Origin of the sequence: Candidatus Pelagibacter sp. RS39 (assembly GCF_002101315.1) — a bacterium.
Taxonomy (GTDB): Bacteria; Pseudomonadota; Alphaproteobacteria; order Pelagibacterales; family Pelagibacteraceae; genus Pelagibacter.
On record NZ_CP020777.1, the window covers coordinates 1,112,926 to 1,139,236 of the forward strand.

Annotated in this window: 29 protein-coding genes; 13 read left to right on the forward strand and 16 right to left on the reverse strand. The window is 28.6% G+C overall.

All coding sequences use genetic code 11. From position 1 onward, the window contains the following. Nucleotides 1-681, forward strand: a complete 681-nt coding sequence (locus B5L73_RS05975) for a DUF6134 family protein (RefSeq protein WP_085149268.1) — start codon at nucleotides 1-3, stop codon at nucleotides 679-681. Between the two features lies 1 nt (nucleotide 682). On the opposite strand, the gene B5L73_RS05980 is transcribed toward B5L73_RS05975, so the two are convergent. The 3 genes from B5L73_RS05980 to tldD are packed head-to-tail and all read right to left on the reverse strand — an operon-like array spanning nucleotide 683 to nucleotide 4,380. After that, the gene (locus tag B5L73_RS05980; RefSeq protein WP_085149270.1) at nucleotides 683-1,654 is read right to left on the reverse strand and encodes an NAD(P)-binding protein; all 972 of its coding nucleotides are present in this window, start codon (nucleotides 1,652-1,654) and stop codon (nucleotides 683-685) included. Continuing rightward, the gene (locus B5L73_RS05985) at nucleotides 1,651-2,967 is read right to left on the reverse strand and encodes a TldD/PmbA family protein (protein ID WP_085149273.1); all 1,317 of its coding nucleotides are present in this window, start codon (nucleotides 2,965-2,967) and stop codon (nucleotides 1,651-1,653) included. The genes B5L73_RS05980 and B5L73_RS05985 overlap by 4 nt, the downstream gene beginning before the upstream one ends. Next, the gene (gene tldD, locus B5L73_RS05990; RefSeq protein ID WP_085149276.1) at nucleotides 2,968-4,380 is read right to left on the reverse strand and encodes a metalloprotease TldD; all 1,413 of its coding nucleotides are present in this window, start codon (nucleotides 4,378-4,380) and stop codon (nucleotides 2,968-2,970) included. 94 nt (nucleotides 4,381-4,474) lie between these two features. Between tldD and B5L73_RS05995 the strand changes: the two genes are divergently transcribed. Continuing rightward, nucleotides 4,475-4,831 (forward strand): DCC1-like thiol-disulfide oxidoreductase family protein, encoded by a 357-nt coding sequence (locus tag B5L73_RS05995; RefSeq protein ID WP_085149279.1) that lies wholly within the window; start codon nucleotides 4,475-4,477, stop codon nucleotides 4,829-4,831. Here the strand turns inward: B5L73_RS05995 and B5L73_RS06000 are convergent. From B5L73_RS06000 to B5L73_RS06015, 4 genes are read right to left on the reverse strand one after another with little or no spacing between them, the layout of a single operon-like run. Further along, nucleotides 4,821-5,114 (reverse strand): hypothetical protein, encoded by a 294-nt coding sequence (locus tag B5L73_RS06000; RefSeq protein ID WP_085149282.1) that lies wholly within the window; start codon nucleotides 5,112-5,114, stop codon nucleotides 4,821-4,823. The genes B5L73_RS05995 and B5L73_RS06000 overlap by 11 nt on opposite strands. A 30-nt stretch (nucleotides 5,115-5,144) precedes the next feature. Next, the gene (locus tag B5L73_RS06005) at nucleotides 5,145-6,344 is read right to left on the reverse strand and encodes a hypothetical protein (protein WP_085149285.1); all 1,200 of its coding nucleotides are present in this window, start codon (nucleotides 6,342-6,344) and stop codon (nucleotides 5,145-5,147) included. Between the two features lie 29 nt (nucleotides 6,345-6,373). Beyond that, nucleotides 6,374-7,561: an SAM-dependent methyltransferase gene (locus B5L73_RS06010; RefSeq protein WP_085149288.1), complete on the reverse strand. Its 1,188-nt coding sequence runs from the start codon at nucleotides 7,559-7,561 to the stop codon at nucleotides 6,374-6,376. Nucleotide 7,562: 1 nt separating this feature from the next. Continuing rightward, a complete protein-coding gene (locus tag B5L73_RS06015; protein WP_085149291.1) occupies nucleotides 7,563-8,447 on the reverse strand; it encodes a dihydrodipicolinate synthase family protein in 885 nt (294 codons plus the stop codon). A 48-nt stretch (nucleotides 8,448-8,495) separates the two neighbouring features. Here B5L73_RS06015 and B5L73_RS06020 point away from each other — a divergent pair, with 48 nt between their 5' ends. After that, nucleotides 8,496-9,458: a glycosyltransferase family 9 protein gene (locus tag B5L73_RS06020; RefSeq protein ID WP_085149294.1), complete on the forward strand. Its 963-nt coding sequence runs from the start codon at nucleotides 8,496-8,498 to the stop codon at nucleotides 9,456-9,458. Here the strand turns inward: B5L73_RS06020 and B5L73_RS06025 are convergent. Further along, nucleotides 9,455-9,958, reverse strand: a complete 504-nt coding sequence (locus B5L73_RS06025; RefSeq protein WP_085149297.1) for a J domain-containing protein — start codon at nucleotides 9,956-9,958, stop codon at nucleotides 9,455-9,457. The genes B5L73_RS06020 and B5L73_RS06025 overlap by 4 nt on opposite strands. Nucleotides 9,959-9,972: 14 nt before the next feature. On the opposite strand from B5L73_RS06025, the gene B5L73_RS06030 reads away from it, so the two are divergent. After that, nucleotides 9,973-12,054: a S9 family peptidase gene (locus B5L73_RS06030; protein ID WP_085149300.1), complete on the forward strand. Its 2,082-nt coding sequence runs from the start codon at nucleotides 9,973-9,975 to the stop codon at nucleotides 12,052-12,054. 94 nt (nucleotides 12,055-12,148) lie between these two features. Then, nucleotides 12,149-12,595, forward strand: a complete 447-nt coding sequence (locus B5L73_RS06035; RefSeq protein WP_075522573.1) for an Hsp20 family protein — start codon at nucleotides 12,149-12,151, stop codon at nucleotides 12,593-12,595. A gap of 38 nt (nucleotides 12,596-12,633) precedes the next feature. Here the strand turns inward: B5L73_RS06035 and B5L73_RS06040 are convergent, their stop codons facing one another. After that, nucleotides 12,634-12,939 (reverse strand): hypothetical protein, encoded by a 306-nt coding sequence (locus B5L73_RS06040; protein WP_085149684.1) that lies wholly within the window; start codon nucleotides 12,937-12,939, stop codon nucleotides 12,634-12,636. 126 nt (nucleotides 12,940-13,065) lie between these two features. Here B5L73_RS06040 and B5L73_RS06045 point away from each other — a divergent pair, with 126 nt between their 5' ends. Continuing rightward, a complete protein-coding gene (locus tag B5L73_RS06045; RefSeq protein ID WP_085149304.1) occupies nucleotides 13,066-14,376 on the forward strand; it encodes an NCS2 family permease in 1,311 nt (436 codons plus the stop codon). Between the two features lie 37 nt (nucleotides 14,377-14,413). On the opposite strand, the gene B5L73_RS06050 is transcribed toward B5L73_RS06045, so the two are convergent. Further along, nucleotides 14,414-14,932, reverse strand: coding sequence for a phosphoribosyltransferase (locus B5L73_RS06050; protein ID WP_232309657.1), 519 nt, complete (start codon nucleotides 14,930-14,932; stop codon nucleotides 14,414-14,416). Nucleotides 14,933-14,980: 48 nt separating this feature from the next. On the opposite strand from B5L73_RS06050, the gene B5L73_RS06055 reads away from it, so the two are divergent. Next, nucleotides 14,981-15,877, forward strand: coding sequence for a hypothetical protein (locus B5L73_RS06055; RefSeq protein ID WP_085149311.1), 897 nt, complete (start codon nucleotides 14,981-14,983; stop codon nucleotides 15,875-15,877). Nucleotide 15,878: 1 nt separating this feature from the next. After that, a complete protein-coding gene (locus tag B5L73_RS06060) occupies nucleotides 15,879-16,178 on the forward strand; it encodes a DUF1330 domain-containing protein (protein WP_085149687.1) in 300 nt (99 codons plus the stop codon). Here the strand turns inward: B5L73_RS06060 and B5L73_RS06065 are convergent. Together B5L73_RS06065 and B5L73_RS06070 are read right to left on the reverse strand one after the other, a co-directional pair. Next, on the reverse strand, nucleotides 16,165-16,800 hold the full coding sequence (locus B5L73_RS06065; RefSeq protein WP_085149314.1) for a DNA-3-methyladenine glycosylase family protein: 636 nt from the start codon (nucleotides 16,798-16,800) through the stop codon (nucleotides 16,165-16,167). The genes B5L73_RS06060 and B5L73_RS06065 overlap by 14 nt on opposite strands. Then, nucleotides 16,793-17,677 carry a DMT family transporter gene (locus B5L73_RS06070; protein WP_085149317.1) on the reverse strand — a complete coding sequence of 295 codons (885 nt, stop codon included), beginning with the start codon at nucleotides 17,675-17,677 and terminating at the stop codon, nucleotides 16,793-16,795. The genes B5L73_RS06065 and B5L73_RS06070 overlap by 8 nt, the downstream gene beginning before the upstream one ends. Nucleotides 17,678-17,712: 35 nt before the next feature. Between B5L73_RS06070 and msrA the strand changes: the two genes are divergently transcribed. From msrA to B5L73_RS06090, 4 genes are read left to right on the forward strand one after another with little or no spacing between them, the layout of a single operon-like run. Beyond that, entirely contained in the window at nucleotides 17,713-18,156 is a 444-nt protein-coding gene (gene msrA / locus B5L73_RS06075; protein ID WP_085149321.1) for a peptide-methionine (S)-S-oxide reductase MsrA, read from the forward strand. Nucleotide 18,157: 1 nt separating this feature from the next. Then, nucleotides 18,158-18,973, forward strand: coding sequence for a rhodanese-like domain-containing protein (locus B5L73_RS06080; RefSeq protein WP_085149324.1), 816 nt, complete (start codon nucleotides 18,158-18,160; stop codon nucleotides 18,971-18,973). A 7-nt stretch (nucleotides 18,974-18,980) separates the two neighbouring features. Continuing rightward, on the forward strand, nucleotides 18,981-19,850 hold the full coding sequence (locus B5L73_RS06085) for an efflux RND transporter periplasmic adaptor subunit (protein ID WP_085149327.1): 870 nt from the start codon (nucleotides 18,981-18,983) through the stop codon (nucleotides 19,848-19,850). Further along, nucleotides 19,850-22,978, forward strand: coding sequence for an efflux RND transporter permease subunit (locus B5L73_RS06090; RefSeq protein ID WP_085149330.1), 3,129 nt, complete (start codon nucleotides 19,850-19,852; stop codon nucleotides 22,976-22,978). Before B5L73_RS06085 ends, B5L73_RS06090 begins: the two co-directional genes overlap by 1 nt. Here B5L73_RS06090 and B5L73_RS06095 read toward each other — a convergent pair. Both B5L73_RS06095 and B5L73_RS06100 read right to left on the reverse strand, forming a co-directional pair. Beyond that, nucleotides 22,968-23,567, reverse strand: coding sequence for a transglycosylase SLT domain-containing protein (locus B5L73_RS06095; protein WP_085149333.1), 600 nt, complete (start codon nucleotides 23,565-23,567; stop codon nucleotides 22,968-22,970). The two genes, B5L73_RS06090 and B5L73_RS06095, sit on opposite strands and share 11 nt — an antisense overlap. After that, the gene (locus B5L73_RS06100; protein ID WP_085149336.1) at nucleotides 23,548-23,943 is read right to left on the reverse strand and encodes a hypothetical protein; all 396 of its coding nucleotides are present in this window, start codon (nucleotides 23,941-23,943) and stop codon (nucleotides 23,548-23,550) included. Before B5L73_RS06100 ends, B5L73_RS06095 begins: the two co-directional genes overlap by 20 nt. A 44-nt stretch (nucleotides 23,944-23,987) precedes the next feature. On the opposite strand from B5L73_RS06100, the gene B5L73_RS06105 reads away from it, so the two are divergent. Then, nucleotides 23,988-24,701, forward strand: a complete 714-nt coding sequence (locus tag B5L73_RS06105; protein WP_085149339.1) for a 2,3-bisphosphoglycerate-dependent phosphoglycerate mutase — start codon at nucleotides 23,988-23,990, stop codon at nucleotides 24,699-24,701. On the opposite strand, the gene B5L73_RS06110 is transcribed toward B5L73_RS06105, so the two are convergent. Both B5L73_RS06110 and B5L73_RS06115 read right to left on the reverse strand, forming a co-directional pair. After that, nucleotides 24,679-25,368, reverse strand: a complete 690-nt coding sequence (locus tag B5L73_RS06110) for a sugar phosphate nucleotidyltransferase (RefSeq protein WP_085149342.1) — start codon at nucleotides 25,366-25,368, stop codon at nucleotides 24,679-24,681. The genes B5L73_RS06105 and B5L73_RS06110 overlap by 23 nt on opposite strands. Further along, complete coding sequence (locus tag B5L73_RS06115; RefSeq protein ID WP_085149345.1) at nucleotides 25,365-26,303, reverse strand: phosphotransferase; 939 nt, start codon at nucleotides 26,301-26,303, stop codon at nucleotides 25,365-25,367. The genes B5L73_RS06110 and B5L73_RS06115 overlap by 4 nt, the downstream gene beginning before the upstream one ends. Nucleotides 26,304-26,311: the final 8 nt, after the last annotated feature.

Here is a 26,311-nt window from a genome sequence, read left to right on the forward strand (position 1 = left end):
ATGAAAAAAATTATAGTCATTTTATTTCTTTTAATTTATCCAACAAATTCAATCGCTCATATTGGACATTACATTAAATACAACAAAATTGAGATGGAGATTTTCCGAAATGGTGAGCTTATTGGCTATAATCATTATTTTTTCAATAGAAATGGATCAGAAACTACTGTTACTAATCAAATTAAGTTTGTAGTTAAACTTTTGGGAGCAACAGTTTTCCAAGTTGAGGGTTATAGCGAGGAAAAATATTTCAAAGATCAATTAGTTTCTTATAATTCTAAAACTTTACAAAATGACAAAAAGAAATTTGTTAATTTAACATTTAATCAAAAAACTAAAAAATTTAATATTAAAGGCTCTTCATATAATGGAGAAGCCTCGGCTGAAAACGTAATTGGAAATTGGTGGAATCACAAAATTTTACAAGCGAGTTCTCAAATAAGTCCTATATCAGGGAGTATTAAGGATCAAGTGGTAACCTTTTTAGGTAAAGAAAAAATAGATCTTTATGGAAAAGTTTATGATGTTGATCATTTTACACTGAAGTCTAAAGACATGAGTATACCGAAAGATAAAAGGTTAAATTTTGATATTTGGTATGATCGTAAAAATTTAATGATATTAAAAGTGTCCTATTCAAGAATGGGTAACTGGGAATATAAATTAAAAAATTTTAATTAATTTATCTTGAGATTTTTTTAAATAAATCATGTGCACTTATCCATCCTGACTCTAATCTAGGTCCTACAAACCAATCAGCACAAACACCCAATCTTTTCTTAGGATCCCAATAACTCTTAATTTTAAATGGTCTCGAATTTGAAGAGTATCGCCAACCGTGATTAAGAGAATAATAAATTTTTGTTTTTTTGATGTTTGAAAGTTTAAAAAATTTATCAATCATAATTTTTGAATTTTCTTTTTTGTTATTCTTGTTTTTACTAATCTTTTTATTTGCCCAGTTAAATGTACTTTGAAGGGTCCATAAATCATATTTTGATTTAAACCTTTTTTTTGAGTTTTCATTGCCAGCCCAACCAAGAATTGAGTCTTCAAAAAGATAGCTACTATTTGAATTCTTGTTTTTTTTTATTGCAATCATAGTAGTAATATTTGCATCCATTTTTATTGATTTTCTTAAAAAAGAGTTATTAATAAATTTCTTAGAAAGTTTTTTTAATTGTGGAAAAGGACAAGTCAAAATTAAGTTTTTAAAGGATCTTAATTTTCCATCGTCAAATAACAAATACCAGAGTTTATTTTTATAATAGATTTTTTTTAATTCACTGTGATAGTTGCAATTAATTTTCTTTAGCAAATGTTTGCTAATATCATTATTTCCATTTTTACCAATTACTTTTAAATGTTTTTTATCCTCTTTTTTTTTTGAACTTAGAAAAACATGTTTGCCTCTCCATACTTTTAATATTCTTTTTTTAATTAAATCTTTAGTAAATTTTTTAAATTCCTTAGTTTTTGGTGAAATATACTGAGTACCATGATCAAAACCTGTTTTGCCATTTATTCTTTTAAAAGATGCACGACCCCCAGGACCTCTTGCTTTATCGAACAAAATTACTGAATATTTTTTATTAAGAAGATTTGCAATTGTGGATCCAGATATTCCAGAACCAATTATACAAAATTCGCTCATTTACCAGCAACAACCATTCCCTCTATTAACATGGTTGGTGAGTTAGTTGCATATTTGAACTCCAAATCATTTGCTAAGGTAATATTTTGAAACATGTCTTTAAAATTACCTGCTATAGTAATTTCATTTATTGGATATTTAAACTCACCATTTTCAATTAAAAACCCGGTTGCTCCAACTGAATAATCTCCGGTCACAATATTACTTCCATGTCCTATAGTTTCGGTAATATAAAGACTTTTTGAATGTGAATTCAGTAAATCTTTAAAATTAATATTTCCATTTTCAAAATAAAGATTACTTGTTCCTCCACATCTTCCATTAGATTTAAGATTTAATTTTTTTCCATTGTAAGTATCAATCAGATAATGTTTCAAAATTCCTTGATCCACTAATTTAAGTGTGTCGGTTTTTACCCCTTCACTATCAAAATTTCTTGAGCCTAATCCTTTAAGTATATCTGGTTTATCTAAAACATTTATTTTATTAGAGAATATTTTTTGATTTATTTTATCTTTTAAAAAAGAGGTTCCTCTTGATATCGCTGATGATGAAATAGCGCTTGCGAAAGTGCCTAAAATTCCTTTAGCTATTCTTTTATCAAAAATTATTGCAATTTTTTCACTCCCAATTTTTTTTGGACTTAATTTTCGTATAGTTTGATTGGCAGCTAGTATGCCTAATTCCTCTGCATTATCCAATTCTTTTAGAAAACATTTGCTAGAATATTCATAATCTCTTTCCATGCTTTGCTCATCTTTTGCAACTGTTACACTTGATGCTGTAAATGAAGATGTTTTGTAACCATTACAAAAACCTTCGCTGTTAGCTAAAACAAAATTAGATTTATTTTGAGTAAAACTAGACTCAGTATTAACAATTTTTTTATCGTTGGAAGCTGCAGCCTCTAATTTTTTTAAATAATCTATTTTTTGATTATTTTCTATATGAGTTTCATCATAAAGATCTAAGTCTTTGACTTCTTTTGCAAGTAAATCTCTATCCGGTAGAGAATTAAATTCATCCTCAGGTGTATTTTTTGTGGTCTCAATACATTTTTCGATTAAAATATTTAAATTGTCATTAAGCAAATTAGAGGAAGATATTGATGATTTTTTTTTACCAATATATGTAGTGATGCTTATGCCTAGATCATCTGATCTATTAGATTCATCTAATTTTTTATTTCTAAAATTTACAGTTTCAGAAATCGAGTTCTTTACAACCACACTTGAGTCTGTTGCGCCTAATTTCTTGGTTAAACCTAAACAATATGATGCTTTTTTTTCTAAAAATTCTTGATCTTTAACCATTTAAAGTTTCGTACCACCCACAGTCATCTTATTAATTAATATAGATGGCTGCGCTACACCTACAGGGACACCCTGTCCAGCTTTACCACATGTTCCAATTCCAGGGTCCATCATCATATCATTGCCTACCATAGAAACTTCTTTTAAAATTGAAGGACCATCTCCAATCAATGTTGCACCCTTAATTGGTGATCCAATCTTGCCATTAACAATTTCATAAGCTTCAGTGCAATTAAATACAAATTTTCCAGATGTAATATCAACTTGTCCACCACCAAAACTAACTGCGAAAATACCTTTGTCGACAGCTTTAATCATTTCTTCTTGGGTTTGCTTACCGCTTAGCATCATAGTATTTCTCATTCTTGGTAAAACTATATGTCTATAGTTTTCTCTTCTTCCACTACCAGTAGATCTTGTTTTCATCAAACGAGCATTGAGCCTGTCTTGCATAAAATTTTTTAAAATTCCATTTTCAATTAAAACAGTTTTTTCTGTTGGTGTTCCCTCATCGTCAATTGTAAGACTGCCTCTTCTATTATCAATGGTACCGTCGTCTATAATTGTAACTCCTTCACTTGCAACTTTTTGGCCCATCAGATTATGAAATGCTGAAGTTTTCTTTCTATTGAAATCTCCCTCTAAACCATGACCAACAGCCTCATGAATTAATATTGCTGGCCACCCAGGTCCGAGTACAACCTTCATCTCACCTGCTGGCGCGGGTTTACTCTCTAAATTTACTGATGCTATCCTTAAAGCTTCGTCACAAACACTTTTCCAATTTTCATCTTTTAAATATGAGTCGTAAGATTGTCTTCCACCAACACCATATACGCCTGTTTCTTTTCTGCCATCTTTCTCAACCATAACTGACACATTAAATCTTACTAAAGGACGGACATCTGACAAAGTCTCTCCACCAGATCTAATTATTTCTACAGACTTTTGCTCTCCCAAAAAATTAGCTGTAACTTGTTTAACCTTATCACCTTTAGATCGTAAATAATCATTTACATCGTTCAATATTTTAATTTTTTCATTAAGAGATTTTTGCTCAATAGGATTAATATTGTCATAATACTTTTTATTTGATTTAGGAATTTCATGATTGTAAGTACCTTTGACAGATTTTAAAGTTGACTTTAAATTTTCTGAGGATTGTTTTAAAGAGTTCTTAGAAATCTCATTAGAATGAGAATAAGCGACCACTTCATCAGATATAGCTCTAAAACCAAATCCTAAATCTGAATTATAACTGGAATTTTTAATTTTGTTATCATCTAATAATATCGACTCAGATTTTGAATTTTCCAGATACAATTCACCATCATCACATTTTTGCAAAGTGTCAGAAATAATACTTTCAGCCTCTTTTCTAGATACGTCAGATTTTTCAAAGAAATTACTCATGTGAGACATTAAATAGATTGTTTCATAAAATTTTCAACTAGAGTATTTTACGCATGTACATATCTGAGACAAATTAGTAATAAATTCACTTAATATGAAAGTTTATTTTAATAATTCTTGTAAAATTTGTAAGGCAGAAATTGATCTTTATAAAAAAGAAAAAATAGATGAAATCGATTGGGTTGATATTACCGATAATAAGTTGGCTGAAAAGGAAACTTCTAAAGACAGTAAACAACTTTTAAGAAGGCTTCATATCAAAGATGGTGAAAAAGTTTTAGTAGGTGCAGATGCATTTTTATTATTATGGAAAAAAATGCCCAAATATAAATTTCTTTATAAATTTTTTAAATTACCAATCATCTTTAATATATTTTCAGTTGCGTATGAAATAATAGCCTTTTTTCTTTACTTAAAAAATAAAAAGCAACTAAAAAAATCTAACTTGTGAAAAATAATAAAAATTTACTTAATAAGGACATGGAGGATACAAACATTACTAAAACTATTGAATACATTAGTAATATAATTTTATTTTTTTTTCTTCTTAATCTAACAAAATCCTTATCATCCAAATCAGAAATATCTCTCTCACCGACTACTGGATAATCATAAGTAAATCGCCAGGTGCTTTCACCGAGTCTTGGGTCTAAATAATTATAATATGTGATCCACGCAATAATGTATCTGAAAATTAAATATAAGATTATTAAAAAGGCAGATCCTAAAATCATATAAGATAATATCTAATTAAATATAAATGTTTAATTATTATTTTTGGCTCTTTTCCTTGCAATGAGCTGTGTTAAAGAGTCTACCATGGTGTCTGAAGCTTTAAAGATGTCCACACTTCTAAACTCATGGGAAAGATTTTTTTCAGGATTTGTTTTATCTTCAATGACAATTCCTTCATCTGGAGAATTATTTTTAATATAAATTAATAATAACCACTCATCATCTGATGCTTCGTCCCATTTAATAAAAACCTCTCCAGTTTCAAATCGTCTATCTATGCATCGAAAAATAGACATGTCTCGGGTAATATGTCTTTTATTGAGCTGAAATACTAAACTACTTGCGCTTCTATAAAAGCTCTCAAGTGCAAATTCAACTTTCTGTCTTGCTAATGTATATTCTTTTTCTTTTTCTAATAAAGTTTCTCTGTCTTCGTCACCTTGAAGTTTAACACCTAGCGCCTCAACTCTTTCTTTGATTTTTTGATCTCTGAGTAATCTGTATTTTTCTTTAAGTTTGTCGATCCTATCTTGTAGCCCAGAATAATCTTCTCTTTTTTCTTTTAGGGAAATTTTCTCAAGTTTTTCTAGTTCTTTAACTTCTCTTATTCTGAATTTTTCAATTTGTTTATCTAATCTTAATTGTTTTAAAAATTGTTTTTGCTTTTCTGCTTGTTCGATTCTTAAAAGCGCTTGTTCTTTTCTTAAAAATAATTTTATATCTTTCGTTCTCTGTTTTGCTAATCTTTCCTCTTCTCTTAGCGTTTGCTCCCTCAACTTTAATCTTAAATTTTCTTCTTCTTTTTTCTTCTCTGCTTCTTCGATTTTTTCTTTTCTTTCTCTTTCAATTTTTTCTATTTTTATTCTTCTTTTTTCAAAGGTTTTTAACACCTTGTAATTAGAAATTGTCTCCGAAATCTTGTCAAAAAAACTCTGAATGCTTTTTTCCAAACCAAAATTAAATTTGAAATTAAATTGAGGTTTGAGAGATAATTGAAATTTAACTAGTTTTAAGACTAGGCTATCTTTCTGTTTTTTTTTTATTTTTGGTTGGTAATTGGCTTTTTTTGGTTTTTTAGACTTATTTTTTTTCTTTTTTTTAATTAACTTATTTTTTCTCTTTTTTTTTGAGCTTTTTCTAATTTTATTTATTTTTCTTTTAGCTCTCGTAGCTTTATTTTTCTTTTTAGTTTTTGTCTTTTTTTTTGATTTTTTTTGCTTTTTTTTCATTTCTAAGAAGAAATGACCCTATCAATAATTTATTGATAAATATAGTCTCTAGTCACAGGTGTTGAACTATAATTTTTAGTAAGTTGAAATTGATATACAACTTGATCTCCCCACTTGAATGCCATTTCACAACCAGCAAGATAAAACTCCCACATTCTAAAAAATTTTTCATCAAACATTTGGATAATTTTATCTTTATTTTTTAAGCAATTCTCTTTCCAATGTCTCAACGTGTGTGCGTAATGAAGCCTTAAAACCTCAATATCTGTTACTATTAAGCCAGCTTTTTCAATAGGGTTGGTTACTTCACTTAAACTTGGAGTATAACCACCAGGAAAAATATATTTCGTAATCCATGGATGAGGATCTCTTGGAGGATTTACAGATCCAATGGTGTGTATCAGTGAAACCCCATCCTCTTTCAACATTTTTTCGATTTGTTTAAAAAATTTTTTATAAAATTTCCTTCCAACATGTTCAAACATCCCAACACTTACAATTCTATCAAATTTTTCATTTAACTCTCTGTAATCCATTAGTTTAAACTTTACTTGGTTTTCTAAATTCAATTCTTTAGCTTTTTGGGTACAATAATTAAGTTGGTTCTCTGATAAAGTAATACCCGTTACTTCACATTGAGCACTTTTGGCTATATCGATTGCAAGTGAACCCCAGCCACATCCAATATCCAAAACTTTTTGATTGGGTTTTATATTTAATTTTTTAATTATGTGTTGAATTTTATTATTTTGAGCTGTTTCTAAACTGTCATTCTCGTTTTTGAAATATGCACAAGAATATTGTCTCTTTGGATCTAAAAATAAGTCATACAAGTCGTCCTTAATATCATAATGGTGAGATACATTCATTTTGGATTTTTTAATAAAATTAAAGTTAGTTAAATATCTATATGATCCCCTTAATCTATTAATTAAATAACTGAAAAAGTTTAATTCTCCCCTTCCAAAATTCATTAAGGCAAGATCTAAAAAATCTGTGAGTGTGCCGTTTTCAATTACAATTTCACCATTGGTATATGCTTCACCAAAATATAAATCAGGATGAAATAACAATTTATAATGAAGATTTTTATTTAAAATCTTTAATTTAATAGGGTTATTGTCTGGTTGTCCTATAATATAATCTTTTGAATTAGCATCAGTTAATACAAAACCACCTTTTTTAAAAACTTTGTTGAGAAATCTTGCTAATTGCATTTTATGCTGCCAGGGTTGGTTTGTTATAAAATTTTAAATCTTTTAATCTATTCATTAATTCCTCTTCATCATTTTGATTTAAAAGACTTAGTGGTGGTAAAATATTTTTGTACATATTGTCGTTTTGTGCACAGAAAGTATGTAAACCAGAAATTAGATTATATTTATCAAAGGTGCTTCTCACATCGCATAACTTATCATTATATAATTGTTTTTTTCCTGCAAAAAAATCATCATAAACTTGCCTAGATAATTCTGCTGTAACGTTGCATGTTGCAGTTATTATACCAGAACATCCTAATTCCAATCCTTTCAACAATTTAATTTCTGAACCAGGTAAAATTGAAAAATTTTTAAGTTTTAAATTTTCGTATAAATTGTAAGAGCTATCTTTTACCCCAACTATTTGTTTTGGAAATTTATTAACAAGTGTCTCTACACACTTCAAACTAAATTTATAACCACTAAGTTTTTCAAAATTATAAAGAATAATTTTACAATCTGGCACTGAATTAATTATTCTAGAATAAAAATCCAAAACCTCTGTATCACCATAACTATAATAAGCGGGAGGCATAATTAAAAATTTATTTAGATTCAATGAAATTGCTATCCTCATAAAATTTATTGTTTCACCTAAAGAGTTCAGACCTGTGCCAATTATATGTTTATCTTGATATTTGCTTTTTGAGAGATTGTTAAGTAAGTCAATTTTTTCTGAAATAGGTATTAATTGAGACTGACCTGTGCTGCCAAAGATTACCGTGCCATGACAACCTTGATCGATAAGCTTCTCAGAATGCATTATTGTTTTTTCAACATTCAGGCTTAAATCATTGTTAAGCACTGACATTGAAGCAGCAAAAATTCCACTTATTTTTGTCATAATAAAAATTTATATAAAAATATACTCAGTAAAGTTTATAAATACTATATGAAAATATTAGCAGTTCAGAGCAGAATGGGTATTGGAGATACAGTAATTTTCTTACCATTTATTAAGGCTTTGTCCAAAAAATTTAATTCACCAATTAGTATATTGGTAAAAGAAAACTCTAAAGCCAATCAATATTTACACCAGACAAAATATATTGATAAAATTCTTACCCTAGAAAGAGATAATAAAACAAATAATAGACATGGTGGTTTTTTTGGTATTTTTAAATTAGCAAACGATTTAAAAAAATATAAATTTGATAAAATTTTTATTTTTAATTCATCTCTAAGATTTAACTTAGTTTCTAAGATATCTGGTATTCCACAAATTTACCAATATCCATTGTTAGCAAAAAACAAACAACATATAGTTGAGGCTCCTAAAAAATTTTTAAAAAAAAATTTAGATTTAGACATTAATGAGGATCCTGAAGTACAAATTGATAATGATTCAATTTCTAAAGCAGCACAAAAATTTCAAATAGATAAAAATACTACAAATATTCTGTTAGGCATAGGTGGTTCTGGACCTACAAAAAGAATTCCTGCAAAAACTTTCTTAAGCGTAATTGATAAGATATCAAATATGAAAAATTGCAGATTTTTTCTTGCAACAGGTAAGGCAAATGAAGAACAGGAAGTATTAAACGAAATTTTGCAATCTAAATTTAAGAATTTTTGTACTCGTTTAGATAATTTAACCATCAAAGAAATTTTACCGTTAATCAAGAATTGTAATGTATCCATTTGTAATGATTCGAGCTTTAGTCATTTATCCTCAGCTTTAGGTATCAAAACAATTACTTTAATGGCTGATACTCCATTAATTTATGGAAATTATAGCTCAAAAATGTTTCCGGTAATTCCAGATGGAGAAAACACAGTCACACATAATACTTTAGGTAAAGATAAAATTGATCCGCAAAAAATTTTTAAGAGATTTTTAGAAATTATTGATTAAGAAATATCGTTTAGCACAATATCTTTAGCCTCATTAACAATTGAGGATAATCTTGAGGTTTCAGGAGAAATATCAGGATGAATTTTTTTTTGAATTTTTATATATGCTTTATTAACATCCTCTTTGGTAACTTTTTTATTCATATCTAAATTTAAAATTTTGTAGGCCTCTGAAACTGATATAGACGAAACGTTATTGGTACCTGCTTGGTTAAAAGAAAAGCGACCAGATCTTCTTAATGTTTGAATAAGTCTAAAAAGAGAAATTAATTGGAAAATAGATAAACCTTTTAATTTTAATAAAGCTAAACTTGCCAAAGTAAGAGGTAAGGTTAATAAAAATTTTCCACCAATAGCAAACAAGACTGCTAAAACAATTAATCCTAATATAATTAAAAATCTTAGGCCTTTTGAAATTTTCCTAGATGAAATGTTGGTTATTAAACGTAGTAGAAAATAAAAAATGGTTAATATAACCACTGTATAAATTATGATATTCATATATTTTTGATTTAATGAAAATACCACAACTTAAAAAAAAACCAGAGCTTAAATCTTGTCACAATACCACGTGGGAAGATAATTATAGTTGGATCCATCAGGATAATATTCTTGAGGTTTTAAAAGATAGCTCCAAGCTACTTCCAGATGTTAGGAAGTATCTTGAAGAAGAAAATAATTTTACAGAACATAATTTAAAAGACACAAAAAAATATCAGAAAATCTTATTTGATGAAATTAAAGGTAGAATAAAGTTAGATGATGAATCATTAAAATTTAAAGACAAAGAATATGAATATTGGACTAAAACAACTGCAGTAGGAAATTATTCGATAAAACTAAGAAAGAAAATTGGGAGTGATACAGTTGAAGAACTTTGGAATGGTGATGAGGAAAAAGAGAAATTAAAAACTGAATATTTCGGTGTAGGTGATTTAGAGGTAAGTTATAATGACAAACTTTTAGGTTATTCTTTAGATTTAAAGGGATCTGAATATTATACAATTTACATAAGAAATATTACCTCAGGAAAATTAGTCACTGAGAAAATAGAAGAGACAAGTGGAAGTATTACTTTTAGTTTGGACGACCAATATTTTTTTTATTCAAAGCTTGATGAATTTCATAGACCAAGAAAAATATTTAGACACAAAATTGGATCATCAGTCAAAGATGATGAGCTTATTTTTGAGGAGAAAAGTGAAGCATTTACAGTGGGTATAAGTTTGAGTTCAGATGAAAAATATTTTTTTATAACAACATCAGATCATAATACTTCCGAACAATACTACTTTGAGGTAACAGAAAAAAATCCAAAGCCAAAATTAATTATAGAAAGAAAAAAGGGTGTAATTTATTCAGTCAATTCTTGGGATGGATATTTTTATTGTCATACTAATGATGATGCAGAGGATTTCAAAATCGAAAGATGTGATGATTTATCAAATCAAAAGTGGGAAATTTATATAGCAGCTAAAGAAGAGGTTTTAATCGGAGGATTAATATTTTTAAACGATTGGATTATCAGAGGGGAAAAATCAAATGCATTAGGAAAATTATTTGTAAGAAATAAACAAACAGGAATTGAGGAAGAATTAAAATTTACTGATGAATCTGTGATTGTGCCCAGTGTTTCATTGATACAAAGAAATAAAAATACTGACTCAGTTTACTTGTCTTATTCGTCCCCGAAAACACCAGGTAAAACTTATTTATACAATTTAAAAACAAAAGAAAAAAAATTAGTAAAAGAACAAGAAATCCCATCTGGTCATAATCCAGATGACTATATAGTCGAAAGACTAGAGTGCCCTTCTCATGATGGAAGATTAGTTCCACTTACAATTACTAGACACAAAAAAACAAAAATTAATGGTTCAGCAAATTTACTTTTATATGGCTATGGGTCATATGGAAGTTCAATGACTCCAGACTTTTCCTCAACTAGATTGAGTTTAATTGACAGAGATATTATTTGGGTAACTGCACATATTAGAGGGGGAATGGAAAAAGGAATGAAATGGTGGAAAGAAGGAAAACTTCTTAATAAAAAAAATACATTTGAAGATTATATTCATGTTGCAAAGTTTTTGATTGAAAAAGGATATTCATCGAAAGGAAAAATTATTGGTATGGGTGGATCGGCTGGTGGTTTATTAATGGGAGCAGTAGTTAATCAATCCCCGGAATTATTTCTTGGAATTGTTATGGCTGTTCCATTCGTTGACTCTTTAACAACTAACTTGGATCATTCTTTGCCTCTTACTGTTGGAGAATTTGATGAATTCGGAAATGCAAAAGATAAAAAAGACCATTTTGATTATATTTATTCTTATGCTCCATATAACAACATTAAAAAAATGGATTATCCTCACATGTTAATTACAACAAGCTTAAGTGATAATAGAGTATTATTTGACGAACCAGCAAAATTTACAGCCAAACTTAGAGATTTAAAAACTGATAATAATTTGCTTTTGTTAAAAACTGAAATGAATGCAGGCCACGGAGGTAAGTCAGGTAGAGATGGTGCCATTGAAGAAATAGCTTTTGACTACGCATTTATTTTAAAGATCTCCAAAAAAATTAAAATTTGATATCTTGAAAAAAAACAAATAATTCCCATATAAACAAAGTTGGTCGCCTAATGGGGCTAACAATAAATAAACTTGCTTAACAAAGGAGGATATTATGACAAGTAAGGATTTATCTATATTCAACTCACTAAGACCTTTTTCAATTGGTTTTGACGACATGTTTGACCAATTCGAAAATATGCTTGGTAATGGTTCTTTGACTATGCAGTCAAATTACCCACCTTATAACATCAGAAAAACTGGTAAGGATAATTATGCAATCGAAGTTGCATTGGCTGGTTTTAATAAAAATGATGTTGAAGTTGAGTTTGAAGATAATTTATTAACTGTAAGGACTAAGCAAGTTAATAAATCTGAAAATAATAATGCTGATGGAGAAATAATTCACAAAGGTATTTCTCAAAGACAATTTGCTAGATCATTTACTATAGCTGATGATGTAAAAGTTAATGGTGCTGAGTTAAAAGATGGTCTTTTAACAATATCTTGTGAAAGAATTGTTCCAGAGCATAAAAAAAGAAAACTTATTGAAATTAAATAAGTATACCTTGCTTGCGGAGATAAATTCTCCGCAGGTAATCAAAAACATCCGTTAGATACAAATCCAATAACAATCAATTTTGAATTTACTTCAAATCTTCTTTCGCAAGGGATTCCATATTTTTTGGTGTTATAAACTAAAACTAAATTTCCTTTTTCATTTATAAAATCTTCATCTGGGCTTCCCAAGCTGCTTGTTAAATCCTGAGAAGACTTGCCTATAAATGCACTTAATTTTTCATTTTCCTTCTCAACAATAGCGTCAGTTTTTTGCTTAATTGTCTGACAGCCTAATAAAGAGAAAATTATGAATACACTTAGAATCGAGATTTTGATTTTTTTCATAATTTTATAATAACAACCTAAATATGGCATAAATATAAACTTGTGAGTTGAATATTGTTAATAAGAATTAGTTTTGACGGGTAATACAGTAAAGAATCAAATATTTTGCAGTTTATAGGAGGATAAATGCTTGAAAAATATTTTGAATATAAAAAACATAAAACAGATTTTAAAACAGAAGTAATTGCGGGAACAACTACGTTCTTAACAATGGCTTACATAATGTTTTTAAATCCATTCATCTTATCAGGGGAATTCGCCGGCCCTGAAAAAGGTTTCTTTGATTTCGGCGCAGTATACACTGCAACAATTTTAGCAACTGCCTTGGCTTGTTTTATAATGGCCTTTTATGGAAAAACTTGGCCAATCGGACTAGCCCCAGGAATGGGTATTAATGCATTTGTTGCTTTTGGCGTTTGTGCTGGTATGGGTTATACGCCTCAAGAAGCTCTTGGTGCAGTTTTGGTTGCAGGGGTATTGTTCTTAATTATCTCACTTACACCTATTAGAGCTTGGTTAATTAACTCAATTCCAAAAAGTTTAAAACTTGGAATTGGCGCAGGTATTGGATTGTTTCTTGCAATTATTGGATTGCAAATTATGGAAGTTGTAGTTGATAATCCTGTAACATTAGTCCAGCTTGGAAATTTAAGTGATCCATTAGTCCTTCTTGGATGCGCAACATTTATTGCGATCATTGTGCTTGAAAAAATGAATGTTAAAGGAAATATCATTATAGGTATTTTATTTTTTAGTGTTATTGCATGGGCTACTGGTCTAGCTAAGTTTAATGGTTTAGCAAGTTCACCACCACCAATGACATACCTTTTTGAATTTGACTTATCCGCTGCGATGACTGCTGGAATGTCTACAGTAATATTCACTTTATTATTTATAGATTTTTTTGACACAGCTGGAACGTTAACTTCTGTTGCAAACGTTGCAGGTAAAGTTGATAAACAAGGAAAAGTTCAAGACATTAACAAAGCAATGTTGTCCGATAGTGTGGGAACTGTTGCGGGTGCTATGATGGGAACAACAACTGTTACTAGTTATGTAGAGTCAGGGGCTGGCGTAAAAGCTGGTGGTAAAACTGGGATGACTTCTCTTGTGATAGGTATTTTGTTTTTAGCATGTATATTTTTTGCACCTCTTGCAACTAGTTTGCCTAAACAAATTGATGGTGCGGCTTTACTCTTTGTTTCTGTTTTATTTATTAGAAATATTACAGATATAGAATGGAATGACATCTCTGAGTCTGCTCCAGCAATTTTAGCGATGATTGCTATGCCATTAACTTATAGTATCAGTAATGGTATTGCTTTAGCATTTGTTTCATATGCTTTAATAAAAATATTTACTGGAAAATTTTCAAGTACTTCTCCAGCAATATGGGTTGTGGCAATACTTAGTGTTGTAAGTTTTGCTGTAAGTTAAATAATATTTTACGGGGCTAGTTTTCTAGCCCCGTTTATTAGTTTCTTTTTATAATTTCCTCAATAGAAAGTTCTTCATAATGTTCTGTAGGCTGGACTATCCATGGATCTGAGTCCAATTTTATTGGACAAAAATCTGGTTCAAATGATGAGGATTTTTTTTTCCACAAACAAGCGGTTTTAATTTCTTTAATAAATTTTTTTGTTGGCTCATAACTTTTTAACCACTCAATACTTTTATTTAGTGTTAGCCCTGTATCTGACAAATCATCGATTAAAAGTATTTTTTCAAAATCTTGTTCTTTCGCTAATGAGCTTATTTCTCTAGCAAACATTAATTGACCTTGTTTATCTTCTAATCCTTTACCAGTATAACTTTGAATAACAATGTATGCGATCGGGAGTTTAAGAATTCTTGAAAGAATATCAATTATAGGTGCTGCACCTCTCATTATTCCAACTAAAACTGTTGGTTTGTAATTTTTATGAATTTCAACAGCTAATTTTTCAACAATTTTGATATATTCTTCAAAACTAACTACTAATTTATCTGCCATATATTTTTTTATCATATAAAAAAAATTAAAAAAGATTAAAAAGTCATTATGAAAATTTTTGATTGTTTTATGTATTTTGATGAAGAAACAGTTTTAGAATTAAGACTGAATATTTTGAATAAATATGTCGATTATTTTATTATAGTAGAGAGTTCATTCACTCACAAAGGAGAAAAGAGAGATTTAAAGTTTAATCATCAAAAATTTACAAAATTTAAAGATAAAATAATTTATATTACTTATGACGAAGAACCACCAGAAATAGCAAAAAATCAAGTCAGTGATAAGGATAGTGAGGCTGTCAAATCCTGGAAATATATATCAAATGCACTTTATAGAGAAAATGGTCAAAGGAATTATATCTCAAAAGGATTAGATTTAGCAAACAATGATGACATGATTTTAATTTCTGATGTCGATGAAATTCCAAATTTAGAAAATTTAGAATTATCAAAAATCCAGGAAAAAATCATTCTTTTTAAACAGGACATGTTTTATTATAAGTTTAATCTTAAATTACCAAATCTTGATTGGACTGGTACAAAAGGATGTAAAAAAAAATTTCTTAAATCTCCTCAATGGTTGAGAAATATAAAAGACAGAAAATACCCCTTTTATAGATTAGATACTTTTTTTTCTGATACAAAGTATATTGATATCAAAATTATATCTAATGGTGGATGGCACTTTTCTAACTTAAAAACTGCCTCTGAAATTGAATTTAAACTTAAATCATATCTCCATCATAGAGAATTTGATGAAAATCCCTTATCTGTTGAGGAAATAAACGATTTAATAAAAAACAAACAAGCTATTTACGATCTAAAAGTTGATAAAAGAGTAAACAAAATTGGTGACGGTAGCAAACTTGAGAAATATCCAACAGACAAGTTGCCAAAGTTTTTGCAAGATAACTTAAATGATTATAAACAATGGATTGATTAATATGAAAAAAGGATATTGGGTTAGTTTATATTTTAAAATAGAAAATCAAGAAAATCTGAAAAAATATTCAGAATTAGCTACACCCGTTATCAAAAGTTATGGCGGCGTACCATTAATTAGAGGAGGCAAGCATGATACATTTAATGGTGATGATTTTAGTAGAACTGTTGTGTGGGAATTTCCAAGTTATGCCAAAGCATTAGAATGTCACTCCTCTAAAGAATATCAAGATAGTTGGGCAGTAGCAAAAAAAACTACAAAAAGACATATGCAAGTGGTTGAGGGGTTTAGTACTGAATAGGCTCAGGATCTATGCTTCTCCATAAATACCACGTGGCTACAGAGCAATAAGGACTAAACCTTTTTTTTAATAATGATACAAATTTATCAGGTGGTAAATATTTTTTTTTATAATTTTTTGAAATAGCTCTTAGAAGACCGATATCCTGAATTGGCCAAATATTTGATCTGTTATATGTAAATAATAAAATCATTTCAGCTGACCATCTCCCTATTTGTCTTAATTGTGATAAATAATTAATAGCCTCCTCATCTGACATTTTATTAATCAGTTTAGGATTAAAAGTTTTTTCTATTGTTTGCTTAGCTAAACTCTTTATACCTAATACTTTCTGTTTGCTTAATCCACAGCTTTTCAATTGAACAAAAGTCAGTTTAGATACTGTTTTTGCGTTAATTTTATTTTTACATTTTTTTTTAAATTTTAAAAATACAGAATTCGCTGCTGCAACACTTATTTGTTGACCAATTATACTTTTGCATAACGAAAAAAAAATATCTCGCCTTGAAGTTAAAATAGTTTCTGAGGGACTTTCATAACTTTTGATTAACTTAGAAAGAGTTTGATCTTTTTTAGATAGATATTTTTTTGCCTTAACCCAATATTTAGGTACTTTAGTCATTGATTGGCCTGGATGTTATAATTTTTTTCTTATAAATCTCCCTTCTAAAAATTATAAGTGTTGAAACAATTACTAATAACGCCCCTATTAATGTTTTTATTGTAGGTATTTCGTCCCAAATAAAATATCCAAAAATAATAGCAAACACTAAGGTCAGATATTTTAAAGGAGTTACAAGGGATACTTCAGAATATTTATATGATTGACTTAGCCACAGATTTGAAACTCCACCGAAAATTCCTACCAAAGATAGAATTAAAAAGTGATTGAAACTAGGCATTACCCAACCGAATGGTAGAGTCAAAAAACTTAGAAAAGTAATTGCAATAGAAAAGAAAAGAGAGATAAGCCAAACTGGCTCTGTTGTTGAAAGTTGTCTTAACGTTATTGCAACATAAGAAAGTCCTAAACAAAAAATTATTGGAAAAATATAATAGATATTTAAATTACTAATCCCTGGTTCTGTAATGATTAAAATGCCGATAAATCCAACTAAAACTGCCAACCATCTGTAAATACCAACTTTTTCACTTAATAAAAATATTGAAAAAATAGTTGTAAATATCGGGGCTGCAAAAGATATGCTTACTACTGTTGCTAAAGGTAATTTTCTCAATGCAATAAAAATTGCAATTATAGCAATCAATCCAGCTATACATCTTAGAGAATGCAATCCTAGTCTTTTTGTTTTATAAAAATCGTGAAGTCTTTCTCTTGGAATAATAAAAAAATAAAAAATAATCCCAAAAAAACCTCTAAAAAATAAGACTTGTCCAACTGGATAATCGACTGACCACTTAACTATAACGTCCATTAACGAAAATCCAATAATGGACAGAAACATGTACAAAAAACCTAATTGATTTTTACTGAGCATATGAATAATTTGTAAATTAAACTAAATCTTTATCAATGGAAATAGCGGTTTTAGCACTTGGATGTTTTTGGGGACCTGAAATTAAATTCAGTAAAATAGACGGCATAATTAAAACAGAAGTTGGCTACTGTGGAGGTAATAGCTCTGTCACAACATATAAAGAGGTTTGCACTGGAAATACAAATCATGCTGAAGTTGTAAAACTAGATTTTGATGAAAAAATTATCACATATGAGAAAATTTTAAAAACATTTTTTCAAATTCATGATCCTACTACTTTAAATTCTCAAGGACCAGATTTTGGAACACAATATAGAAGTGAAATATTTTATCTTAATGACAATCAAAAAATGATAGCTGAGAAGGTATTAAATGAAGTGAATGCGCGTTTATCTGGAAAAGTTGTAACGAAAATATCTTTACTAAAAAACTATTGTCCTGCTGAGGAATACCATCAAAAATATTTAGAAAAGCGATAACATGTCTTTAGTTGAAACTGATTGGTTAGAAAAAAACCTTACTAAGGTGAAAATTATTGACTGCTCTTGGCATATGCCTCAAACACAAAGAAGTGGATTTGAAGAATATAAATCTCTTCATATTCCAAGCGCAATTTTTTTTGATATAGATGAAAATTCAAGAAAAGATACTGCTTTACCACATATGTTAGTTGATCAAATGAGTTGGGATAAAATTGTTTCAAATATGGGAATTAAAAAAAATGATGAAATAGTCATCTATGATAATTCAGATGTTATAAGCTCATGTCGTGGTTGGTTTAATTTTATTTATTACGGACATGATCCAAAATTAATAAAAGTTTTAAATGGTGGTTTAAGGAAATGGCTTAAAGAAAAAAAGAAAGTAACTGATGAAATTTTAAATATAGATAGATCAGATTATAAAGGTAGCGAGAGAAAAGATCTTGTTAAGAGTAAACAAGCAATTGATCAAAATATAGACGAAAAAATATTCACATTAATTGATGCTCGAAGTAGAGAAAGATTTGAAGGTAAAATCCCTGAACCCAGAAAAGGTCTTAGAAGCGGATGTATAAAAAACTCTTTTTGTATACCGTTTAATGACTGTCTAAATGACGACAAAACTTTTAAAAATAAAGGTCAGCTTAAAGAAATTTTTAAAACAAGTATTGAAAACTTAGAGCAAAAAAAGATTGTTTTTTCATGTGGTTCAGGTGTTACAGCGTGTGTTTTGGCACTAGCTTATTCTTTAATTAATGATAAATATCTTCCTTGTATATATGATGGCTCTTGGGCCGAATACGGATTAATTTAAATTTAATATGAAAAGATCTACGAAAACAATTTCAATAATATTTGTGTTTTTTTTAATAATTACAATTGTAATTGTTGGAAGATCCATGATTGGCAATCATTTTAAAAAAAAATTCAGTAAGAGACCACCACCAGGAATAATTGTAACTGAGGTAATTGAAAAAGAATTCTCTGAACAAATAGAAACTTACGGCACAGCAATTTCTAAAAAATCAAAAACTTTTAAGATTAAAAAAGATGATCTTTTTGAGGATTTAAAGCTTAAAAATTTTGTTAAAGAAGGAGATGTTTTAATTAAATTAAAAAGCGGGGACATATTGGCTCCATTTAGTGGAGTTCTTGGCTACACAGGTTTAACTGAGGACATTCTTGTTTCAAATAACATATTTATCATTACACTTGATGATAACTCAATAATTTACTCAGATATTAAAATTCCAGAAAGTTACTCTACATTTATTAAAAAAGGTCTTCCAGTCGAAGTTACCTTATCTAGTTTTAAAGATAAAACTTTTTCAGGTGAAATAGATTTTGTTTCAAGTAGAATAAATGCGGACACCAGAAGTTTGTTATCAAGAATAAAAGTAAAAAACGAAAATTTAGAATTAATTTCAGGTTCACTTTTAGAGGTAAGAGTAAAATTTGATTTGAGAAATTCTTTAAGTGTACCTGATACAAGTGTGATGATAGAGGGCGATAAATCATATGTTTACAAAATTAATGCAGAAAATATTGCAAATAAAACTGAGGTAAAAACTGGCCTTAGAGGCGATAGTAACATTGAAATAATTTCAGGCTTAACTGCAGGTGATATAATTGTAGCTGAGGGTCTAAAAAAGGTTAGGCCTCGCGGAAAAATAAAACCTATTAATAAATAATGTTTATTACTGAATTAAGTATTAAAAGACCAACGGTATCTTGGGTTATGTCACTGATACTGATCATATTTGGTTTATTTGTTTTTTGGAAATTGCCCGTTAGAGAATTGCCCGATGGAATTCAACCACCTGTTGTTCAAGTTCAAGTAGACTACAAGTCTGCATCAGCTTCGATAGTAGATCAAGAAGTTACACAAGTTGTTGAGGATGTTATTGGTGGGGCTGAAGGTATAAAAAATATAGACTCAAAATCTGAAAATGGAAGAAGCACAATTAATGTCGAGTTTGATACGAGTATTGATCTAGATAATGCTGCCAACGATATAAGAGAAAGAGTTGCAAGAGTTGTGGATAATTTGCCAAGTGAATCGGATCCACCACAAATACTCAAACGAGCTGCAGGTTTTACAACAACTATGTGGCTGTCTTTATCTTCATCCTCATGGAGCGACCTTGAATTAGGAGATTACGCGGAGAGATATCTTGTAGACCAATTTTCAAGTGTTAAAAATGTTGGAAGAATAAGGGTAGGTGGATTAAGAGAATTAAGCATTAGAGTTTGGATTGATCCTATTAAACTTGCAGCTAATGATTTAACCATCAAAGAAGTTGAATTTGCAATTCGTGGCGAAAACATAAGTTTGCCTGCAGGGACGTTAGAAGCAGATAATATCGACTTAACACTAAATCTAGACAAATCATACAACGATATTGAGACTATAAAACAAATACCCATCAAAAAAACTAGTAATCGTGTAATTCAGTTATCAGACGTTGCAAACGTTGAATTCGGTCCAGTATCAGAGAAAACTCTTTTTAAAGCTCAAACTAAAGATCAAATAAATTTGAAAACTGTAGGAATAGGAATCTATGCAAGAAGTGGAGCTTCAACAGTAGAACTTTCAAATGATATCAAAAAAAAAATTGTTGAAGTAAAAAAAACTTTACCGGAAGAGTTAGATTTAAGGGTTTCATTCAATAGGGCTAACTATGTTGAGGCCGCAATAGAAGAAGTTTATAAAACTTTGGTCATTGCTTTTATTTTAGTAGTGTTGATAATTTATTTGTTTTTAGGGAATTTAAAGGCAGTCATTGTACCTGCTATTGCACTCCCCGTGAGTTTAATAGCATCCTTTCTAGGCTTATACATATTTGGTCTTTCTATTAATATTTTTGTCCTTTTAAGTTTTATTTTAGCGATTGGTATAATCACAGACGACTCAGTAATTATGACAGATGCAATATACAGACGAATAGAGAATGGTGAGACCCCACTGGTTGCAGCTTATAAAGGCTCTAAACAAATTTCTTTTGCTATCGTTGCTACCACACTAATTTTAGTAGCAGTTTTCTTACCATTAATATTTATTGAGGGAATTTCTGGAACATTATTTAGAGAAACAGCGATTGCATTATCTTTTTCAATTGTAGTTTCTTCTTTTGTTGCATTAACTTTGTCACCAATGCTTGCGAGTAAATTTTTATACAAAAAAAAATCAAAAAAAATTTTTATTCAAAAATTTGAAAAAATTTTTTCTAACTTCGCAAAATTTTATGAGGAAACTTTAGTTAATGTTATTAATAAAACTAAAAGTGTAAGTTTTTTTATTGTTTTTATAATAATTGCTTCAGTGCTTTTATTTAGTTTCTCAAAAAAAGAACTTTTGCCTATGGAGGATCGGGGAGCATATCTAATAATTGGCTCAACTGATGAAGGAAGTTCTTTTGAATATACTCAAGAGCAAGCCCAAAAAGTAGAGGCAAGACTTATTCCTTTGTTGCAAGCTGAGGATAGTCCATACTCAAGATTTATAATGCGTGTTCCAGGTTTTGGAAATTCAGCTAATTCATATAATAGTTTTATAATTATCGCTCTCCTTGATGATTGGAAAAATCGTAAAAAAGGTCAACAAGTTGTTCTTAGAGAAGCGATTGGGAAAATAGTGAGTTTACCCCAAGCCCTAGCTTTTCCTATATCTCCTCAATCAATTAGAGTATCAAATTACAACAAACCAGTCCAAATGGTCATTTATGGAAATACTTACGAAGAACTTGAAGCAATACAAAAAAAAGTAATACGAAAACTCAGATCTAATAAAAATCTCTCAAGAATTGAGTCTGATTATAATCGAAACAAACCAGAGGTAAAATTAATAATAAATAAAAATAAAGCCAAAGATCTAGGTGTCTCAACTAAATCAATTGGTGAAACACTTGAAACACTTTACGGGGGTAAAAAAATAACGACCTTTAATAAATTAGGCAAAGAATATCCAATAATTGTTCAACAATATTTATCTGATCGACGAAATAAAGAAGGTGTTTCAAAAATATTTGTTCGCTCTGAAACCAATGGAAAATTAATATCTTTAGCAAATCTTGTTAGTTTTAAGGAAGAAGGTTCAGCAAAAGAACTTGCTAGATATAACAGACAGCGGGCTGTAACAATTTCTGCAAATATTAGTGAGGGGTATACATTAACAGAAGCAATTAAATACTTCGAAAATGTGATGGTTGATTTAGCACCAGAAAAACAAATTACTTGGAAAGGAAAATCAGAGGAAATTAAAGAAACAAGTAATGAATTATTTATAATTTTTGCTTTAGCTTTACTAACTGCTTACTTGGTCATGGCCGCAACATTCAACTCATTCGTTCATCCATTTGTTATAATCTTAACTGTGCCTTTGGCTATTTTTGGAGGATTAGTGTTTATTTTATTTTTAAATAGCTCAGTAAATATTTTTTCTCAAATTGCACTAATTATACTAATAGGTATCTCAACTAAGAATAGTATTTTAATCGTAGATTACGCAAACCAAATTAGATCTAGTGGAAAAACTATTGAATTAGCTGTTAAAGAAGCGTGTGCTGTTCGGTTTAGACCAATTATAATGACATCACTGAGTACGATGATTGCAATGATGCCTTTAGTGATTGGAAATTTTGGCCCTGGTGCAGGAGAAGGTTCAAGATTAGCAGTTGGTTCTACAATATTAGGAGGAATGATTATTTCAACTTTCTTTACTTTATATGTCACTCCTTCAATGTATCTCGCATTGGCAAAAAACACTAAAAGGATTGATATAGTTGACTTAGAACTAAAAAAAGAATTGTCTAAAAAATAATATATTTTTTTCTATTTAATTTACTTTTACATTTCAATAATTGATTTTTGTATTTATTAGATTGTCTCTCAACTTTTTTGGCTAGTCCAATTACTTTTTTATTTTTTTTATAGTTTTTATAATTTCCCCATCCTTCGTGATATGCAAGATACTGTTTGAAAGCATCTTTCTTTGATATCTTTAAGATGTTTTCTGATTTATTTGTATACCATCCAATGAAGTCAACACTGTCTTTAAATCTTGCTCTTGTTGCTAATTTATTACCAGTTTCTCTTTTATATTGCTCCCAAGTTCCTTTGACTGCTTGCGAATAACCAAAAGAGCTAGAAGGTCGCTTATAAGGTATCACTTTAAAAATTTTTTGTCTTGCCGGTTTAGCAAGCCAATCAAAATCTGACTCCATTTTAATTATTGCCAATTGAATATAAATAGGTGTACCCCACTTTTGCTCAACTTTTTTTGTGTGCTTATACCATAGATATCTTTCACTAAAAATTGAACAACTATTAGAAGTGTTTGAAGGAATTGATGAACAGCCGACCGTAAAAAAATAAATAAAAATTAATAATTTATTTTTTAAATCTCCCATATTTATTTATAAAATTATTAAGAAGAATTACAACAATAACACCCAACAAATTTCCAAATAAATCAGACCATTGAAATGTTCTCTCAGGTATAACTAGGTGAAAAATTTCAAGCATGATAGAAAGAAAAATTAAATATAATAGTAATAAGATGATTTTCTTGGAATTAACAAAAGTTAAAAAACCAATAATTGAAATTAATACAAATACATAAAAATGATTTGATGATATAACAAAATCTGGTGTTATTTGAGGTTGTATACTTTTATTGTCATAAATTATCCAGCCTAATAAACTTCCAGGATATAGATATAAAATAATTAAAAGGATATTAATTATATAAAATATTACTTTATATGTAGAAAAAAATTTTGACATTTAGTTAAATGATTTTTTTATAAATTATTTTTAGATATGACAAGATGAGTTTTTTGGTATTAGTCAGACATGGTCAGAGTACTTGGAATCTTGAAAAAAGATTCACTGGTTGGGTTGATGTTGATCTAACAGATCAAGGTAAAATTGAAGCTGAGAAAGCTGGTTTACTTATCAAAAATCAAAATATAAATATAGATTTTTATTATTCCTCATTTCAAGTGAGGGCAAACCATACTCTTAAAATAATACAAAAAGTATTAAAATCAAAAAAAGATTTTGTAAGAGCGTGGCAGCTAAACGAAAGACACTATGGTGAACTTACGGGATTGAATAAGATTGAGACCGCAAATAAAATTGGTGAAGATAAAGTTTTCGAATTTCGAAGATCTTGGGATATCAAACCTGGAAAACTAAGTAGAGAAAGCTCTTATCATCCGCTAAATATTGAGACATATGAAAAAATACCCAGAGAGTTCATTCCTGACACAGAGTCTTTAAAAGATACATACAACAGAGTTTTGGAATATTTCAAAAAAGAAATACAACCTAAATTAATAGATAAAAATATATTAATCACAGCACATGGAAACTCAATAAGAGCTTTATGTAAATATCTGTTCAATTTAGATAACAATCAAATCACAAGTTTAGAAATTCCAACAGGAAATCCCTTAATAATCAATTTCGGTGAAAATTTGAAAATAAATGAATGTAAATATCTAGATAAAGAGAGATCTAAGAACCTTTTAGTTTTTTAAAAATTTCTAAATTCGTTAAATGGTGAAATTTATTGGTGCTCTCAAATCCATTTAACTCTTGTTTCATTAATAATTTATTCCAAATATTTGCAACTGAAAAGTTTTTTACTTCATATTCATTAAACAAGTTTTTATTCAAAATTTGACAACCAGTATATATAAAATTTTTTTCATAACTTTTTTTAATCATATTATCTTCTAAATCAAAATCGCCCTCTAAGTTATTATCAAAACTTAGTTTTTTATTAACCAATAAAAGAATATTATTTAATTTATTTTGGAAATAATATTTTTGCATATCATTAATTTCACTCACATAATTTTCATTCCATATAGTATCAGGGTTAAAAACAAAAAAATCCTCACAATCTGAATGGTTGATCAAATTCAAAATTCCTCCACCAGTATCTAAAATTTCTTTTCCGTCCTCTATAATTTTTATTTTTACTGAAAAATTTTTATTTTTAAAAAAATCAACAATCTGTTCACTTAAATAAAAAGTGTTTAGGAAAATATTATCTACTTTCAATTTTATTACAGTATTAATACAATCTTCTAAAATTGTTTGATTTTTAATTTGAAGTAATGGTTTGGGTTTTTTAAGTGTTAAAGGATTTAGTCTTTTACCAAATCCAGCACAGAGAATAAAAGCATTATTAATTTTCATAAATTTTTTTTAAAATTATTATTTAGTAATTTTTTTAAATCTAAGAAAATTTCATTTTCATTGATTCTTAAAGAAATCAATTCCCACGCATATGGTATTAATTTTAAATAACCCTTTTTTTTATCTCGGATTGCCAGACGTGTAAATATTCCAATTATTTTCAGGTTTCTTAAAATAGATAAAATTTCAAAATCATTTTTTATTTTTTTTTTATCAATTTTTTTTTGAGTACCTATATAAAAATTAAAAATCTTTTTTTTTAGAACTTTTGAGGTTTTTAGTCTTACATCATCGACTAAAGAAGCTAAATCATAAGCTCTATTCCCTATTAAAGCATCTTGACTATCAATTACACCTATTCTGTTATTAACAAGCATTAAATTTGATACATGAAAATCCCTATGAACAAATACATTTTTTTCCATCTTTAGACATAAAGATAAAGTTTTAATTATTTTTTTAAATTTTTTATTAAAGTCTTGTCTCTTATTTTTTGTCAAATTTTTTTTCACATACCACTCACAAAATAAATTAGCCTCCTGAATTAATATTTCATTTTTATAATCAGGTATTCGATAATATTTGTTTCTAAAATTTCTTACTTTTTTATCTTTTATTGACTGTATTTGATTAAGCAATTTTATTATATCTTTAAAATATAATAATTTTTTATTTTTACTTTTCTTTAAAATTTGAAAAATTGTCTTATTTCCAAAATCCTCAACTTCTATATAATTATTCTTATAATTCTCTTGATATAATTTTGGAGCTAGAATTTTGTTTTTATTTAAAATCTTGCTAATTGCATCATAAACAAGAAGATTTTTAAATTTGTCCTTTTTTGCTTGAATTACAATAGAATTACCATAATTGGATTTTTTTCTAAAAAACTTTCTATGTGACGCATCTCCTTTTAATTTTTTAAGATTTTGCATTTATCTAT

Excerpts from the sequence above, each read along its gene's own strand:
- B5L73_RS05975 (WP_085149268.1), top strand. The coding sequence starts at position 1 with ATGAAAAAAATTATAGTCATTTTATTTCTTTTAATTTATCCAACAAAT.
- B5L73_RS05980 (WP_085149270.1), bottom strand. The coding sequence starts at position 1,654 with ATGAGCGAATTTTGTATAATTGGTTCTGGAATATCTGGATCCACAATT.
- B5L73_RS05985 (WP_085149273.1), bottom strand. The coding sequence starts at position 2,967 with ATGGTTAAAGATCAAGAATTTTTAGAAAAAAAAGCATCATATTGTTTA.
- tldD (WP_085149276.1), bottom strand. The coding sequence starts at position 4,380 with ATGAGTAATTTCTTTGAAAAATCTGACGTATCTAGAAAAGAGGCTGAA.
- B5L73_RS05995 (WP_085149279.1), top strand. The coding sequence starts at position 4,475 with ATGAAAGTTTATTTTAATAATTCTTGTAAAATTTGTAAGGCAGAAATT.
- B5L73_RS06000 (WP_085149282.1), bottom strand. The coding sequence starts at position 5,114 with ATGATTTTAGGATCTGCCTTTTTAATAATCTTATATTTAATTTTCAGA.
- B5L73_RS06005 (WP_085149285.1), bottom strand. The coding sequence starts at position 6,344 with ATGAAAAAAAAGCAAAAAAAATCAAAAAAAAAGACAAAAACTAAAAAG.
- B5L73_RS06010 (WP_085149288.1), bottom strand. The coding sequence starts at position 7,561 with ATGCAATTAGCAAGATTTCTCAACAAAGTTTTTAAAAAAGGTGGTTTT.
- B5L73_RS06015 (WP_085149291.1), bottom strand. The coding sequence starts at position 8,447 with ATGACAAAAATAAGTGGAATTTTTGCTGCTTCAATGTCAGTGCTTAAC.
- B5L73_RS06020 (WP_085149294.1), top strand. The coding sequence starts at position 8,496 with ATGAAAATATTAGCAGTTCAGAGCAGAATGGGTATTGGAGATACAGTA.
- B5L73_RS06025 (WP_085149297.1), bottom strand. The coding sequence starts at position 9,958 with ATGAATATCATAATTTATACAGTGGTTATATTAACCATTTTTTATTTT.
- B5L73_RS06030 (WP_085149300.1), top strand. The coding sequence starts at position 9,973 with ATGAAAATACCACAACTTAAAAAAAAACCAGAGCTTAAATCTTGTCAC.
- B5L73_RS06035 (WP_075522573.1), top strand. The coding sequence starts at position 12,149 with ATGACAAGTAAGGATTTATCTATATTCAACTCACTAAGACCTTTTTCA.
- B5L73_RS06040 (WP_085149684.1), bottom strand. The coding sequence starts at position 12,939 with ATGAAAAAAATCAAAATCTCGATTCTAAGTGTATTCATAATTTTCTCT.
- B5L73_RS06045 (WP_085149304.1), top strand. The coding sequence starts at position 13,066 with ATGCTTGAAAAATATTTTGAATATAAAAAACATAAAACAGATTTTAAA.
- B5L73_RS06050 (WP_232309657.1), bottom strand. The coding sequence starts at position 14,932 with ATGGCAGATAAATTAGTAGTTAGTTTTGAAGAATATATCAAAATTGTT.
- B5L73_RS06055 (WP_085149311.1), top strand. The coding sequence starts at position 14,981 with ATGAAAATTTTTGATTGTTTTATGTATTTTGATGAAGAAACAGTTTTA.
- B5L73_RS06060 (WP_085149687.1), top strand. The coding sequence starts at position 15,879 with ATGAAAAAAGGATATTGGGTTAGTTTATATTTTAAAATAGAAAATCAA.
- B5L73_RS06065 (WP_085149314.1), bottom strand. The coding sequence starts at position 16,800 with ATGACTAAAGTACCTAAATATTGGGTTAAGGCAAAAAAATATCTATCT.
- B5L73_RS06070 (WP_085149317.1), bottom strand. The coding sequence starts at position 17,677 with ATGCTCAGTAAAAATCAATTAGGTTTTTTGTACATGTTTCTGTCCATT.
- msrA (WP_085149321.1), top strand. The coding sequence starts at position 17,713 with ATGGAAATAGCGGTTTTAGCACTTGGATGTTTTTGGGGACCTGAAATT.
- B5L73_RS06080 (WP_085149324.1), top strand. The coding sequence starts at position 18,158 with ATGTCTTTAGTTGAAACTGATTGGTTAGAAAAAAACCTTACTAAGGTG.
- B5L73_RS06085 (WP_085149327.1), top strand. The coding sequence starts at position 18,981 with ATGAAAAGATCTACGAAAACAATTTCAATAATATTTGTGTTTTTTTTA.
- B5L73_RS06090 (WP_085149330.1), top strand. The coding sequence starts at position 19,850 with ATGTTTATTACTGAATTAAGTATTAAAAGACCAACGGTATCTTGGGTT.
- B5L73_RS06095 (WP_085149333.1), bottom strand. The coding sequence starts at position 23,567 with ATGGGAGATTTAAAAAATAAATTATTAATTTTTATTTATTTTTTTACG.
- B5L73_RS06100 (WP_085149336.1), bottom strand. The coding sequence starts at position 23,943 with ATGTCAAAATTTTTTTCTACATATAAAGTAATATTTTATATAATTAAT.
- B5L73_RS06105 (WP_085149339.1), top strand. The coding sequence starts at position 23,988 with ATGAGTTTTTTGGTATTAGTCAGACATGGTCAGAGTACTTGGAATCTT.
- B5L73_RS06110 (WP_085149342.1), bottom strand. The coding sequence starts at position 25,368 with ATGAAAATTAATAATGCTTTTATTCTCTGTGCTGGATTTGGTAAAAGA.
- B5L73_RS06115 (WP_085149345.1), bottom strand. The coding sequence starts at position 26,303 with ATGCAAAATCTTAAAAAATTAAAAGGAGATGCGTCACATAGAAAGTTT.